This is a genomic window from Xenorhabdus griffiniae, assembly GCF_037265215.1.
In the GTDB taxonomy this organism is placed as follows: Bacteria; Pseudomonadota; Gammaproteobacteria; order Enterobacterales; family Enterobacteriaceae; genus Xenorhabdus; species Xenorhabdus griffiniae.
Map to the genome: position 1 here is coordinate 3,214,755 of NZ_CP147737.1, position 13,416 is coordinate 3,228,170.

General features: G+C 42.0%; 24 protein-coding genes. 9 read left to right on the forward strand and 15 right to left on the reverse strand.

Annotation, left to right across the window (positions count from 1 at the left end; translation table 11 throughout):
• Nucleotides 1–295: 295 nt before the first annotated feature.
• The 14 genes from WDV75_RS13985 to WDV75_RS14050 form a co-directional block, all read right to left on the reverse strand.
• Nucleotides 296–934, reverse strand: a complete 639-nt coding sequence (locus WDV75_RS13985) for a hypothetical protein (RefSeq protein WP_273572330.1) — start codon at nt 932–934, stop codon at nt 296–298.
• On the reverse strand, nt 931–1,122 hold the full coding sequence (locus WDV75_RS13990) for a hypothetical protein (RefSeq protein WP_273572329.1): 192 nt from the start codon (nt 1,120–1,122) through the stop codon (nt 931–933). Before WDV75_RS13990 ends, WDV75_RS13985 begins: the two co-directional genes overlap by 4 nt.
• On the reverse strand, nt 1,119–1,715 hold the full coding sequence (locus tag WDV75_RS13995; protein WP_273572328.1) for a recombination protein NinG: 597 nt from the start codon (nt 1,713–1,715) through the stop codon (nt 1,119–1,121). Before WDV75_RS13995 ends, WDV75_RS13990 begins: the two co-directional genes overlap by 4 nt.
• A gap of 72 nt (nt 1,716–1,787) precedes the next feature.
• Entirely contained in the window at nt 1,788–2,456 is a 669-nt protein-coding gene (locus tag WDV75_RS14000; RefSeq protein WP_273572327.1) for a metallophosphoesterase, read from the reverse strand.
• Entirely contained in the window at nt 2,453–2,896 is a 444-nt protein-coding gene (locus WDV75_RS14005) for a YbcN family protein (protein WP_338860018.1), read from the reverse strand. The genes WDV75_RS14000 and WDV75_RS14005 overlap by 4 nt, the downstream gene beginning before the upstream one ends.
• 9 nt (nt 2,897–2,905) lie before the next feature.
• A complete protein-coding gene (locus WDV75_RS14010) occupies nt 2,906–3,106 on the reverse strand; it encodes a hypothetical protein (RefSeq protein ID WP_338860019.1) in 201 nt (66 codons plus the stop codon).
• A gap of 1 nt (nt 3,107) precedes the next feature.
• Nucleotides 3,108–3,269, reverse strand: a complete 162-nt coding sequence (locus tag WDV75_RS14015) for a hypothetical protein (protein ID WP_273572116.1) — start codon at nt 3,267–3,269, stop codon at nt 3,108–3,110.
• A 33-nt stretch (nt 3,270–3,302) separates the two neighbouring features.
• Nucleotides 3,303–3,764: a phage protein NinX family protein gene (locus tag WDV75_RS14020; RefSeq protein ID WP_273572118.1), complete on the reverse strand. Its 462-nt coding sequence runs from the start codon at nt 3,762–3,764 to the stop codon at nt 3,303–3,305.
• Nucleotides 3,764–4,099: a hypothetical protein gene (locus tag WDV75_RS14025; protein WP_099116416.1), complete on the reverse strand. Its 336-nt coding sequence runs from the start codon at nt 4,097–4,099 to the stop codon at nt 3,764–3,766. Before WDV75_RS14025 ends, WDV75_RS14020 begins: the two co-directional genes overlap by 1 nt.
• On the reverse strand, nt 4,096–4,512 hold the full coding sequence (locus WDV75_RS14030; protein ID WP_273572121.1) for a hypothetical protein: 417 nt from the start codon (nt 4,510–4,512) through the stop codon (nt 4,096–4,098). Before WDV75_RS14030 ends, WDV75_RS14025 begins: the two co-directional genes overlap by 4 nt.
• 1 nt (nt 4,513) lies before the next feature.
• Nucleotides 4,514–4,723: a hypothetical protein gene (locus WDV75_RS14035; RefSeq protein WP_273572122.1), complete on the reverse strand. Its 210-nt coding sequence runs from the start codon at nt 4,721–4,723 to the stop codon at nt 4,514–4,516.
• Nucleotides 4,724–4,763: 40 nt separating this feature from the next.
• Nucleotides 4,764–5,489 (reverse strand): replication protein P, encoded by a 726-nt coding sequence (locus WDV75_RS14040; protein WP_273572123.1) that lies wholly within the window; start codon nt 5,487–5,489, stop codon nt 4,764–4,766.
• Nucleotides 5,486–6,214, reverse strand: a complete 729-nt coding sequence (locus WDV75_RS14045) for a helix-turn-helix domain-containing protein (protein ID WP_273572124.1) — start codon at nt 6,212–6,214, stop codon at nt 5,486–5,488. Before WDV75_RS14045 ends, WDV75_RS14040 begins: the two co-directional genes overlap by 4 nt.
• A gap of 433 nt (nt 6,215–6,647) precedes the next feature.
• A complete protein-coding gene (locus WDV75_RS14050) occupies nt 6,648–6,854 on the reverse strand; it encodes a helix-turn-helix domain-containing protein (RefSeq protein ID WP_273572125.1) in 207 nt (68 codons plus the stop codon).
• A 116-nt stretch (nt 6,855–6,970) separates the two neighbouring features.
• Here WDV75_RS14050 and WDV75_RS14055 point away from each other — a divergent pair, with 116 nt between their 5' ends.
• From WDV75_RS14055 to WDV75_RS14065, 3 genes are all read left to right on the forward strand, one after another.
• The gene (locus WDV75_RS14055; protein ID WP_273572127.1) at nt 6,971–7,693 is read left to right on the forward strand and encodes an XRE family transcriptional regulator; all 723 of its coding nucleotides are present in this window, start codon (nt 6,971–6,973) and stop codon (nt 7,691–7,693) included.
• Nucleotides 7,694–7,702: 9 nt separating this feature from the next.
• The gene (locus WDV75_RS14060; protein WP_273572129.1) at nt 7,703–8,848 is read left to right on the forward strand and encodes a type I restriction endonuclease; all 1,146 of its coding nucleotides are present in this window, start codon (nt 7,703–7,705) and stop codon (nt 8,846–8,848) included.
• Between the two features lie 510 nt (nt 8,849–9,358).
• Nucleotides 9,359–9,601, forward strand: a complete 243-nt coding sequence (locus WDV75_RS14065; protein ID WP_338860020.1) for a hypothetical protein — start codon at nt 9,359–9,361, stop codon at nt 9,599–9,601.
• A gap of 64 nt (nt 9,602–9,665) precedes the next feature.
• On the opposite strand, the gene WDV75_RS14070 is transcribed toward WDV75_RS14065, so the two are convergent.
• Nucleotides 9,666–10,076 (reverse strand): hypothetical protein, encoded by a 411-nt coding sequence (locus WDV75_RS14070; protein ID WP_338860021.1) that lies wholly within the window; start codon nt 10,074–10,076, stop codon nt 9,666–9,668.
• Nucleotides 10,077–10,207: 131 nt separating this feature from the next.
• Here WDV75_RS14070 and WDV75_RS14075 point away from each other — a divergent pair, with 131 nt between their 5' ends.
• The 6 genes from WDV75_RS14075 to WDV75_RS14100 all read left to right on the forward strand — a co-directional run bounded on the left by WDV75_RS14075 (nt 10,208) and on the right by WDV75_RS14100 (nt 13,222).
• Nucleotides 10,208–10,450, forward strand: coding sequence for a hypothetical protein (locus WDV75_RS14075; RefSeq protein ID WP_338860022.1), 243 nt, complete (start codon nt 10,208–10,210; stop codon nt 10,448–10,450).
• Nucleotides 10,451–10,800: 350 nt separating this feature from the next.
• A complete protein-coding gene (locus WDV75_RS14080) occupies nt 10,801–11,016 on the forward strand; it encodes a hypothetical protein (RefSeq protein ID WP_273572353.1) in 216 nt (71 codons plus the stop codon).
• Between the two features lie 3 nt (nt 11,017–11,019).
• The gene (locus tag WDV75_RS14085; protein ID WP_273572354.1) at nt 11,020–11,421 is read left to right on the forward strand and encodes a hypothetical protein; all 402 of its coding nucleotides are present in this window, start codon (nt 11,020–11,022) and stop codon (nt 11,419–11,421) included.
• 48 nt (nt 11,422–11,469) lie between these two features.
• Nucleotides 11,470–11,886, forward strand: a complete 417-nt coding sequence (locus WDV75_RS14090; RefSeq protein WP_273572355.1) for a hypothetical protein — start codon at nt 11,470–11,472, stop codon at nt 11,884–11,886.
• Complete coding sequence (locus tag WDV75_RS14095; protein WP_273572356.1) at nt 11,883–12,155, forward strand: hypothetical protein; 273 nt, start codon at nt 11,883–11,885, stop codon at nt 12,153–12,155. Before WDV75_RS14090 ends, WDV75_RS14095 begins: the two co-directional genes overlap by 4 nt.
• Nucleotides 12,152–13,222, forward strand: coding sequence for an AAA family ATPase (locus tag WDV75_RS14100; RefSeq protein WP_338860023.1), 1,071 nt, complete (start codon nt 12,152–12,154; stop codon nt 13,220–13,222). The genes WDV75_RS14095 and WDV75_RS14100 overlap by 4 nt, the downstream gene beginning before the upstream one ends.
• The last annotated feature ends 194 nt before the right edge of the window (nt 13,223–13,416 follow it).

A 13,416-nucleotide genomic window follows, 5' to 3' on the forward strand; every position in this document is an offset into this window, starting at 1 on the left:
TCACGTGATTAAAGTCTCATTACACCCTCGTGCGGCGAAATTTTAACATATGTGAACGGTCAACAAATAGCATGGTTGTCTAGGATATTACTTTTGATGCAAACAAAAAGCCCCGCGAGTGCGAGGCTATGGAATTATTCCGACCTCTCAGCCGGAGTGGTTGGAGTCCCAGATCTAAGTCGAAGTGACCAACTGGGCGGAATCGATAACAAGCGCCGCCCCGATTTGCCTTGTTACCCGCTCTTTCGCTTCTTGCTCCGAGCATACCTAAAATATACACTTTCATAACTTATTTTCAAGTTATTTCAGAAATATTTATTACCTCTATTCCTTTTTGTGAGCGCTCTCTTACTATTTCATCCTGTAAAACCATATAGACTTTTGCATGAAATAAACTAATGCACCATTTCACCCGATCAATACATTGCTTGATGGTCAACCACGGCGCGATATCACTCTGCATATAATTTGCGAGAGTTTGCACAGTGTTTCTGCGAAGATAATAATCAGTAGCGAGGACATATACGGGGTTGGATTTACTAAAAGCTTTCAAGATAGCCTTCTCTACAAAATCAGCTTCATCTACATCGTTGGCGCGTTGAAATATGTCGCTGAGTGATTGTTTGGGAAATAAAATCATGTGGGCTTTTTTCAGTAGTTCTTCCCCTCTATATCCGGCAGTTCTTAGGCTATCGAATACATCCATAAACTTCTCTTGCTGCTCTCCTGACCACCCACTGACAAATCGCCAAATACCATCACAGCCACTACCTCCATATCCTCCAGAGTAGGCTGATCCCCCCATTTCATCAGCCCATAGTGATAAAATTGCTTTGACCCATCGCTCCTGTGCTGGCGTTAATCTGCGCACTTTGCCTAGGTATGATTTCCTTGGCGCATTGGCTACATGCCTGTAGCTGTTAATATCCCTCATCTCACCTCCGGCAATACTGTGTGATACCCATCATTGGCAGTGCTAAACATGATCCTAACGCCGTGCATGACTTCACCAACGACAATAGCCCGATCTTTTTTCTGAATAATGTTGTAATCTTTGCCGTACTTTTCTTTTTTATGTCTGGCATCTTCAAGAGCCTCATAAAAATCATCGAAGATATTCATGCCGCCTCCTGTCTCAGTATTTTTAATTTCTCCTGAAACTCAGTTTTAATCGCCTTACATTCATCAATCGTCCATCGATGGCGGTCATGATTGGATTCGATGGCATCCACCGCTGCCAGACCGATACGCCGGATTAACTCCACCCGATACGGAACCAGATTCCCCGATTTATGTTGATTGCAGACAATGCACTGGCGATGAATATTCCGTTCATCAAATCTCAGTTGCGGTGCTGCGGAGGTAGTCCGGTAATGACCCGCATCCCATTGAGCGGACGTATACGTACCACAGGAGACGCACGGTAAATCACGGTCTCGCTCTCTGATATAGGCATTAACTGTGCGTTGGGCTTGTTGTATCCAATAACTGCGGGGTTTTACTGCCAATTTGCGGGCTTTGAGTTTATCGCGGGCTAACTTCTGTTTGATTTCATTATCTTTCTTTCGTTGTCGTTCCAGTTCCTCCCGTTTTTTCTGCTCTTGCTTCTTGGCTCTGGCTATTGCACATTGGATTGAGCAGGTATTTTGTAATTGCCGTTCTGGTTCATATTGCTCGCCGCATTCTTTACATTTCCGTTGTCGAAACTTTGCCACCACCCTATCCCCCTAAAACCAGTCCCATCATTAGTGATAATGCGAACCAAAATCCGATGAATATGAGATATTTCATTTGATTTGCTCCAGATGCAGCCCATGCCCAAATACGGCGCCGGTATCGACATACAATTGGTTCCAGTTCTGTTTGGTTATTGGTGCCGGCGTATGTCCAAATATAAACAGGTCAGCGCCTGTGATTTCCCCACCGATATCATCGCCAGCATTGTAAATCCGGCCTCGGTTCCAGATGACATCAGACCAGCAGACCTCCTTGCCGAACTCATATTCGTCATCGGGGTAGTCAGCATGGGCAACAACGATTTTTTTATGCTCCGTATTCACCTCGATAATCAGGGGTAATTTCTCGGCCATTGCCAGCAGTGCCTTTGCCAATATTTCCTGTTCATAATCCAGATACAGGAACCACTGACCGCCATTGTAAAACCACACGTCACTGTGTCTGTTATGCAACACAGCATCTATCGCCATCTGCTCATGATTACCGCGAACCGCCCTGAACCACGGCTGGGTTATCAGGTCGAGGCATCCGACATTTCGATCCCCCCTGTCAATGAGATCACCCACTGATATTAATAAATCATTTTTATAATTAAAATCAATGCATTGTAGTTTATCCATCAATAACTGATAGCATCCGTGCAGGTCACCAACGACAAAAATACGCTGGTATTGATCGCCATCGATTTTCAGGTAATTCCCGTTTCTGATTTCGCTCACCGTTCCTGCTCCTGTTTGAGTTTCATGTATTCGCTGTCATCTGGCGCTGTCACAAAACAACCAATACCCACAGCCCACTGCTCAACCTGCTCCATGAATCGAAACATCTCTCCAGTGTCCAATTTGGATGTCTGGCGGAGTGTCCTAACACGCTCAGGCTCCTGAGTTCTGGCATCAATGCGCTCCACAACCTCGTAGCCCAAGAATGTGTGTTTCATCATCTCTTTAACTTCATCCGGTGAAAATTTCGCTCCGTTAGATTTCAGAAAACAACTAATCTCACCGAACCACAAATGCGCGGTCGCGTTCTGAGATAATGAGCGTTTGTTTTTCCACGGTTTGATGATGAGGCGGTGAGGTTGGTTGGTAGCTAGGACGTCTTTGAGTTGTTGCCATGCAGCTTGTTTGGTTGATTCATGAAATAGAAAATCACATTCCATAAAATGTCCTTAATTTTCATTATTCCAGTTATTTAATACTTGATCTCTAACGTCGCTTTCACATCTTAACCACTGCACAGGAGTAGTTCTTTTATTGCACGATTTACATAAGACAAAACTTTTAAAGGCTTTTTCTCTTTTAAAATATTTTGACTCTATAAATACAAGTTCATTCGTTCCACAATTATTGCATAATTTCGGATTAGCCATTTCAGTAGTTCATCCTTAGAGCATCGCCGATCGCATGGCGGCTCAATTCTCGATTTGTAACCCGACCACCAATACCAACCGCTGCGGTGCTCTGCTGTGCCGCATTTTTTACAGATGTGAACCTGACACATTGCTGACCATGAGTAATTGTGTTTCGCAGCATTATTAGCTCGTTCAATTGCTGTTCTTGCCATTGTCATATCCCCTCCACCAGCTCATCCGGTATCTCAACCTCGTCGCCCAATTTTGCAGCGACTACAGCACGGCAGATGGCGATTTGAGGGGTGTCACCTGTTTGAGTTTTAAAAATAGAAAAATCACCAATTCGTGCTGCTCTACAATTTGCCACCCAATGATCACCTCTAAATGCCATGTGAGTTAAATCGTCGATGTATTTATCAATCAACTGTCCACACTGTGCCCAATCGGTAGATGGAGAATACGGTTTTGCCTCTGCCTGAAATTCAATACGAACCTCACCACAGAGGCCAACGGTGATAATTGGTTTCTCAAATGCCGCCTCCGTGACGTTATAATTACCAATCCATCCATATTCATCATCACGAGAACGACCGCAGATATAAATATCCATACCAATCGCCCTAGCCACAGCCCAATCCAACGCCCGTCCCGTTAGTGCCGATGTTTTGATTTTCATTAAAATGCCTTCCCACCAGATTTGGCGCGATTTTCTCGTTTATGGTCTGCCCGATGCCTGTTGTATGCTAATTTTTCAGCAATCGCGCCCTCAATGTCATAACCAAATGCCTCTGCGTAATCCAAAATACGAATGACAGCATCAGCCAGTTCCACCTCAGCCATAGGGCGATGAGGCAAATGATCATCCATCAAATTTTTGCGCTCTCCCTCCATTGCCTCGCTGATTTCGGAGTGGATTAAACAGAGCAATGTTCCGCGTTCACGGGGATTATCCCACCAACCCGCGTCGATATTTTGTTGGTGAATCTGTTGTTGTAGCTGTTTGATTTTCATTCTTCCCCCTGTAATTTGCTCTTGTGAACCCAATAAATATCATTCACCCTTACGTAACCAGCAGCAGCCATGCATTCTTCATACAGCGATTTGATTTTGTCATAACATGTGCGGCCATTATTTTGTAAATCAGCCTCATACAGTCGGGATAGCTCATCCCAGATAGCAACTAACGGCTGCCATTGCGGGCATTTCTCAGCTACCAGAGGTAGATATTCAGCTAATCTGGGGATCTGATTGATGAGCCTATAACAACGTCCAAAATCAGCGACATCATGTGGCATATCCCATCTGTAAACAGCACTTTCATTCAAACCTAGCGCTATGCTGACTATGGTTTTTGATGATATTCCGGTGTCCTCTCCCAGCGCCCAGATTGCGATTTGTTTAATCTCGGTTTCAGTTAATTTCATCTCAATAGTCCTTATGGTGGGGTTTATTCAGCTCCAACCTTTCCAGCCGAATGAATGCATTACCGCGTGGATAACAACGCCTGATCTTTCGGTTGAAATGATGCTCATCTCTGTAAACGAAAGAGCGATTTTTGCTTCTCAGTAGGCTATAAATTTGATAGCTCTGTGGATTGTCTTCCCAGTGTTTATCTTTGTGGAAAATGGTTGTCATGTAAAAATCCTTAGAAATAAATGGATTATGAGGGAATTAGTTATTTCCGCCATTCTCTTATCTGATATGAATAAATATCATCCTTAATGTCTTTTGCCAGCATTTTCTTAATTCGTTTGATATTTTCCAACGCTGTGTAATGATCGGTAGGTGTGTATTTTTTCTCAATCTGAACAACGGGTTCTGGTATCTTTTCGCCTGCCTGAATCCGCTTAGCCATGATTTTCAATTCCCGGCTACAGAGTTTTTTAACCTCCAAATCAGTTAAGTTCTGGCGTAACATTTCAGCGTGAATATTTGTTACCATCCAGTAACAGGCGTTAGATTGCCATTTGTATTCACACCAACCACGCTGAGAGCAATAATCACGGAACATCTCATAAAGCTCGTCTTCGGTTGGCAACCCAATTACCAGTGCTTCACCCTGCTTGCACCACTGCACGAATTGACCCGGAGAAGGCCAGAACGGGGATTCACTGGCGCGCGCCTGACGCATTCCCGCCGATAACTGCTCTTTGGTACGAATACCGTTTTCAGCGAATGCAGCGATCCATTGCTGCTTAGCTAGCGCCTCATCTGACTCGTTTCGCAGATTAGTTTGCGTAGCAGCAGGAAAAACCTGTTTTAGCTGCCTGAACAGCGCATTTACTAACCGCTCAGCATTTTCATTCACCACTGGCTGATTGTTAGACTGATAGCCATCTAACAGCCGAGACAACGCCGCACCATCACGATTAGCAATTGCGTTAACCAGATTGCGATTCATAGAAATTCCTCCCATGCCTCAGCGGTATTCCAGTTACTGGCTGACTCCGGTTTAGGGTTGGTGATTTGCTTACGGCTGAATTGCTGGCTGTTCTGGTAGTTTAATTTCTGACTGGCAGTGATAAACCAGTTCTTCGGCATCTCAGCCTGAAATTCAATATCCAGCCGTTGCAGTTGGTTATTCAGATCGATGTGAGGGAAAATCTTTTTCCAGTTGTCATAGTCCTTTTGGTTGAGTCTTATAACTTCCCCTCTGAACGCATGTTTATTTTTACTTTCCCCACGAGGAGCTTTAGCGACTTTCGCTATATGTTTTATAGGTTCATTGACTGGTTCAAAAGAGTGACTGGTTCTGGGTGCAGAATTTTCACTAGGGGGTGGTGCAATATTTTCACTAGGATGGTGCAATTCTTTCACTACCCCTAGTGCAGAATTTTCACTAGGGGGTGAATTTTTTGCACCATCTAAATTCAGAATATAAATGTTGGATGAGTTTCCTTTTTCATTCTTCCGGTAAACCTTTTTCACCAGACCTTGTTCACATAAAGCGTCAATATGATTAATAACACTCCTGCGACTTATTTCACATTGATCAGCCATATGCTGATAAGATGGGAAACACTCGCCTTTATCATTGGCATTATCGGCCAGCTTAATTAAGACCAGCTTCCTTGATGGATTGCCAACCTTAACCTGCATGGCCTTAGCCATCAAAATCATGCTCATTTTTCTTATTCCTTGGTTGGGTCTTTCACCAAAGTTTTATGCACAGCGCTATCATTAAATTTATTTTTCATGTATAATTACCTCGTTGTTGGTTGCTTTAGAGTGGGCTTGCATACCTCTTCTTCATCGAGATACCAACACGCCAAACTGTATAAAGAGGCCTCAGTTGTTACCGCAACTGGGGTTTTTCTTTTTGTCCCGCCTGTGATTTCCATTAGTAAAATTCCTAATGTTTAGTTTCGTTTAATAAAAATACAGGTGCATCAACTATCCTGAGATAGATGATGGTTAATAAACACGAACTGGCATTATGATGATCGGCCTTTACGGGGCATAACTCCCCGATTGCCTGAGTTTTACTCGGCGCGATTTCAGTTTGCTAGGGTCACACCAGCAGCCTGTCGTGAGGGTAGATTGTTAAAGAGCGATGCGATTATTCCGCAATGTCAGGGTAAAGAATTTCTAACGGCAGGCCAGTCGCCCTTCTAAACTCGACAATTTTTGTTCTTGGTAAATTTCCGCCACGTTTCTTTAAGTTGCTAATAGCTTGAGGAGATAAACCAACTAAATCTGCCAAGATTTTTTGCTTCCCTCCTACGGCATCAACAGCCTTTTGTAGCGGCGTTTTTAATTGCACCATAACCAACTCCTTGTGTATTTAATACACATAATGTTAATCGCAATATCCAATAAGGTCAACGGTAAGATGATTGCCTTAGTTCACAAAATGTTTATCGTCTATTCTCGGAGGAGTATATGACGCTAAATAAAAGACTAAACTACCTGTTAAGTCAGGAAGGATTGAAACAAAAAGAATTAGCTGAACGCTTAAATACTAGTGCTCAGACAGTTAATAATTGGCTAAAAAGAAACTCCATTAGTCGGGATGCTGCTCAAAAAATTAGTGACATTTATGGTTATTCTTTAGATTGGCTTCTTAATGGAGTAGAACCGCCAAAAATAGAAAACAGAAAGAGCCACTCCATTTCGAACATAGAAATTCCAGAGGAAAAAGACTGGGGACAAATTGATTCTTGGGACAATAATACACAATTGGATAGCGATGGAGTCGAAGTCCCATTTTTGAAAGACATTGAATTTGCTTGCGATAATGAATGTTGCGTGAGTGTCGATTATAGCGGCCATATAAGACTTTCTAAATCCACGCTGAGATGCGTTGGAGCTGATAGCGATGGCTCAACGACTCTCTGTTTTCCGGCGAAAGGAAATAGCATGAAACCAGTCATTCCTGATGGGGCGATTGTGGCTATAGATACAGCCAATAAGCGTATCGTAGACGGAAAGGTTTATGCAATAGAACAAGATGGATTAAAGCGATTAAAAATCCTCCATCGGAAACCGCGTGGAAAAATACTCATAAGGAGTTACAACAGAGAAGAATATGAAGATGAAATAGCTGATGAAAGTGACGTTAAGATAATAGGAAAGATGTTTTGGTATTCAGTGATTGATTGTTAAGGAATTGGGATGGAAAATTTCAGACAGAAACTTAAGCATCACGTTGAGCATGTTAAAAATGTAGGTGAACACTGCTCTACTGAAGAGACAACCAAACAAGCATTAATATTGCCTTTTTTGGATATCCTTGGTTTTAATCCATATGATCCCCAAAAAGTTAAAGCCGAGTATGGGGCAGATTTCCCTGGTGTGAAAGTGAATGAGCGGGTTGATTATGCTCTATTTTGCCAAGGTGTACCTGTCATGTTTATAGAAGCCAAAGGATATAAAGAAAAAATAGAAAATCATTGCCCTCAATTATCGCGTTATTTTAACTCAACACCAGAGGTAACAATATCAGCAATAACTAACGGGCAGGAGTGGCGCTTTTTTACAGATTTAAAACAAAAAAATGTCATGGATCCTACTCCATTCTTACGCATTAGAATGGATGAAATCAGCGATGCCGATGCTAGCCAATTGTATAGATTTAGGCACGATAAGTTTAAGCCTGAAGCATTACGAACTCTTGCGGAAGAAAGTGTATATCTTTCCGCATTTATAAAAACTATCAGTTCAAGTTTGCGGGAAGTAGATAGCGAATTCGTCAGATACGTTGCAAGTAGATCGAATGTTGAAAGACAGTTAAATCAAAGATTTATAGAATCAATAACACCATTAGTGAAACAGGCTGTTGAAAAATCAGTAAGTGACATGGTTGTTTCTGGATTATCGAACAGACATATCCCAATTGATGAAGCATCCAACAGAGAGCCACTAGTAGAGCCTGCTGAACCGGATACGATCATTGATCCAGACAATCCAAATATCATTACGACAAAGAACGAACTTGCTTTGTTCGAAAAAATCAAATCAATCATAGGTGAAGATATTGATTTGCAATATAAGGATACTGAATCTTATTTCGGAATATTATATCAAGGAAAGACAAATAGATGGATTGTCAGGTATTTCGACAAGAAGAGCAAATCGTATATTCAGACGCCAATTGAGCTAACGGATATACTCATCAATGAAGTTCGTAGAGCTGGATTAGAAGCCAATGGTTCGAGAATTTTTATTGATACACCAGAAGATGTTCTACGTGTCACGGGCATTATTTTAGATTCATTCGAGTTTGCAAAGAACGACGAAAATTTTAGAAAAAAACCGTAGCAAATAATGTGGTTGTCCTAGGTAAAAATGACGACAACCACATAGTTATTATCCTCCCTTCAAATAAAAATCTCTTCTTATGCTTTCCCTTTTCGTAAAAAACGAGATTTTTATCACGTATTTATAAATTCACAAAAAATAAATCCCTTATAAATCAACATTAAATACACAAAATGAGTATTTTTATAAATATAAAGTACACCTTTTGTTGACTTAATAATCCACATGGTGTTTAATTTAATCATCAAAGGCGCACAGCCAACGATAAGCACCAACCGCTCTTTAACAACCTAACTCCCACGACAGGCAACTGACGAGCCCTAGCAAATCGAAATCGCGCCGGATAGTTACTCAGTGTATCGGGTAATCATTCAGGCAATCGGGCGAAGCAACAGCCCGTAAAGGCGTACTCGTTATGAAGCTCAGTCGTGTATTAGTTCAAAGTGCAGTTGGCTTTGAGGTGTGGTGAGCATCGCCATAGCATCAAAGCCAATTAACGGGAGAATATTCATGAAAGACAATCTTGAATCAATTTTCGATAATTTTTTCGATGAACTCCAGAGAAAGCAGCGTGAAAATTTCTGGTCTAATCGCGAACCCAAACAACGCATGACCAAACAGGAGCGTGACACTGTTAACGCATTAAGTAGTTTCATTACAACAGTTAACGGCGCTCCATCTAAAAAACCAGTTTCAACCAAAACCAAGTCCCGCCGTAGATTGGAAAGCGGCGGGGTGAGTGCGAGGGTTTAACACTTATGCGGCTGACTCAAATGCTAATTATATCCCATTCGATGAGTGGGCTATGAGGAGTAAGTTATGGGAGGGTTTTCATTATTGATTCAAGATCTCCACCCTCAAATTCAGATGACCAACCACAGGAGCCACAATGGTAAGGAAAATTAGGGAATCCACTACCGACCGCTTTAAGACAATTGGGACAATACACAGCCCTAATGTAGCCGCCAGAGGAATCTTTTCTAAAGGTCGCTCCCATGTGCTGGATAAATTGATCCTTTTCCCGATAACTCGCTACTTCCTTCTCAAGTTCGCAGTTCTTTATTTTAAGCTCGGCAAGTTCTTTCTCGGTCGCTTCATTGGCTTTTTGAATTACTTCAATTTGCTCGTAGATGAAAGTGATTCTCTCTCTGAGTACCTCGTTCGTTTGAATAGTCGAAAGAGTACCAAGGGCATTTTTGACAGAAGAAATAAATAAACCTATATCCATTAATTCAATCCTTCTTAGTGTTAGGGAGATTGAATAATAGCCGATTTCTTTGTGTTGGGGAATACGAAGAACCACTGCCGTCTGAGGTGGTTAAATATGCAGGCGCAATAATAACTAATAGTGAGGGTGTAATGACTGATTATGAATTTAATCGGATGAAATCGGATATCTCAGAAAGAATGGCAGCACTGGAATTTTTGCGGGATAAAATAGGCTGCTTTCCAGGTTACATGGATAATATTTACACAGGGAGATTATTCAAAGGCTGGCGTTTTATAAAGTCACCAGAACCGGAAAATGAAATACCCATTGCAAATGGGTTGCAGCCAGCCATTACTAAAAGAGAATTCGATTTAACCGTCGGTGGAAATTAACTAACTCCAGCTCATTTCCGAGTGGGCTGTGGTGAGTGACTCTGATATATTCATGGATTCGACAATGAATTCATGAGGGAATATGTGTGTTAGTAGCAGAAATGTATAGCCTTGAATGGTTCAAATTTATGTTTTTGATGTGTTGGTGGTTAACGCTTCCAGTTGGAGTGTTATCTATGTATATAGGATGCACATCTAAGAACAAAATAGTTAAATTTATATGCGTGCTAATAGCGTTAGCATTATTAGTCCCTACGATAACATTATTATGTATGGCATAAAATTTTAAATAATAATCACCAGCCTCGCCAATGCGGGGCTTTTTATTACCTGAATATAGGAAAATGATAATGAGTAAAATCACACTAACAATTAAACAATTTCAGCGCATTTGTGATTTCGTAGGAATCCCCTACGAGAAAGTAGAAGAAATAAGATTAAGCGAAGAATTTACTATTGGCACTAATTTAGCAATTCAGGATGACGGTGGTTTTTATATAGAACAACTGGGTGTCTATTGCACTGATTACCCAGAAGACGGTGCGATGCCATTGGAGGATAGATAAACAATGCCTAAACACATTCACGCCGATTTAATTATGGAATACGCGAAATTAGCTCAGGAAACGGATAAACCGTGGGAGCATTTTCAATATGGTGCATTTAACTGTGTTGATAATGTCATCTGGACAGATTGCGATCGCGCCATCAATTTTGATATCCATTTGATGTACCGACTAAAACCCCGCACTATAAAAATTGGGGTATATGATGTTCCTGAGCCAGTGAGGGAGCCGTTGCCTGAACTAACACATTATTACCTTCCAGATATTTACGCAGATTCTGAAGAAATTATGCTTTGGGATGGAGGCATAGATGATATCACTTGGCTACAACGCGGACTAATCCACCTCGACCTCGAATCCGCCGAACTGCACGCCAAAGCGCTGATTGCGCTGACCTCTAAATAATCCAAACTCGAAAATCACAAATCGTTTTCACTAACGAGGGACTGTTACATGCGTAACAACATGTTCGACGGGTGTGCGGTCGTACCCACAAAACCGCAAGCAGTTAGGAACCGGCGGCGCATGGAAGCGCCGAATTACTCTCTTTCTCATCTCATTAACTGTATTTATTCCGATTTAACAGAGGTAATCATGTATCCAATCACGCTCAGTTATACCTATGCGGAAACGACCAGCAAGACGCTGCATGGACGCACACAGGTAATATTCAAAGACCCCGCAGACCTGCAAATTGACATGACATTCTCAGAGTTCACCAAACGCTCCAATCCAGACCCTAGCGAAATAATAACTCATCTCGTGAATAACTGTGATGAGGTGAGTTTGGTTGAGGCGATTATCAAATCAGGGATGGGGCGCAAAATATCAATGGAATTGAACAGGCAATTACATCGGGAGGCGGCATGAGATTCGATTACAACCCCTACGGTGCTCAGGATGAGCAATATGAGCGCAGAATGGAAGAGGCAGCCTATCAGGAAGCTGTAGAGGAACAACAAGAAAACGACGCTCACAGATTATATAACTCATTACCAGAAGGGACATGCTCTATTTTCTCACCACGGATGAATGAGATATTCAGTGAACTGTTCGATGCGGGCGATGAGGTCGATGAGATGGTTAATGACCTGCTACGCAAATTATGTTTGTGTCAGGTGCAGAGGAGACAAGCATGAAAAGTTATTTGAAGAAAGCCGAGCGGAAGCAGGCGTTTGCAAAAATTGGAATTTACGGTGATGCGGGGTCAGGGAAAACCAGAACAGCAACGGAAATAGCTGTAGGGTTATGGAAAACATATAATCTCAAAAAACCTGTTGCTATGTTCGATACAGAACCAGCGGCAACATACATAATTCCGTTTTTTGAGGCTGTTGGTATTGAATTTTTAGTTTATGACGAGAGCCGAGCAATTAAAGATTTGATGGGATTTTGGCGGGAAGCGGAACAGGAATGCTCCATTATCATTGCAGACTCAATTACTCACGTATGGAAAGATTGTCAGGATAGTTATCTAAAGCAACTCAATACTCAACGCCAAAAGAATAATCCACGTGCAAAACCTGTTTATCAGCTTGAATTCCATCACTGGAAGCCTATCAAAGCCAAGTGGGCTGAATTTACCGACTTATTCCTCTCTTCAAAGATCCACGCAATAGTTTGTGGTCGTGCAGGTTCTATTTATGAGTACCAAAAAAATGATGAAACAGGAAAGATGGAACTCATCACTAACGGTACAAAAATGGCAACCGAGAAAGAGATGGGATATGAACCATCGCTACTCATCGAAATGATTAAGCACAGAGAAAACGGCAGAATCATTAACAGGGCGCTGGTAGAGAAGGATCGCACTGACAGGCTCAATGGACAAGAGTTCGACTTCCCTACTTTCCAGACATTCGCTCCACATTTTGATTTTCTCAACATCGGCGGAAAGCACTTTGATTCAATGGAGCAGCATGACAGCTCAATGCTGTTTGTTAACGAAATCACGGATGATGGTTTTCAGTACGAAAGGCGCCAAAGAGAAATCATGTGCGAGGAAATAAAGGGGTTATTCGTAAAATTGGGGCTGGATGGGAACAGCAAAGAAGCTAAAGAACAGCGATTGGACGTTATGGAAAACATTTTTGCCACACGGAGCTGGACAGCTATTGAGGGGATGAATAGCGAAGTATTAAAACAGGGGTTTGGGAAAATAAAATCCATGATTATGGAGACACAAACCAATAACCAAGGAGACTAAATATTTTCAGGGAAAACCCTGTCCGCATGGACATACGGAGAGGTTTGTAGCAAATGGAAAATGCGTTATCTGCAATCGTAAATGGGCTAAGGAGTACGCAGAAAGGATAAAGACAGGGACAAAGCTAAAACGCGGTAGATTATATCACCCCACCGATTTCCAACACCAAGTCACCGTGCTCGGCAATCCAGACA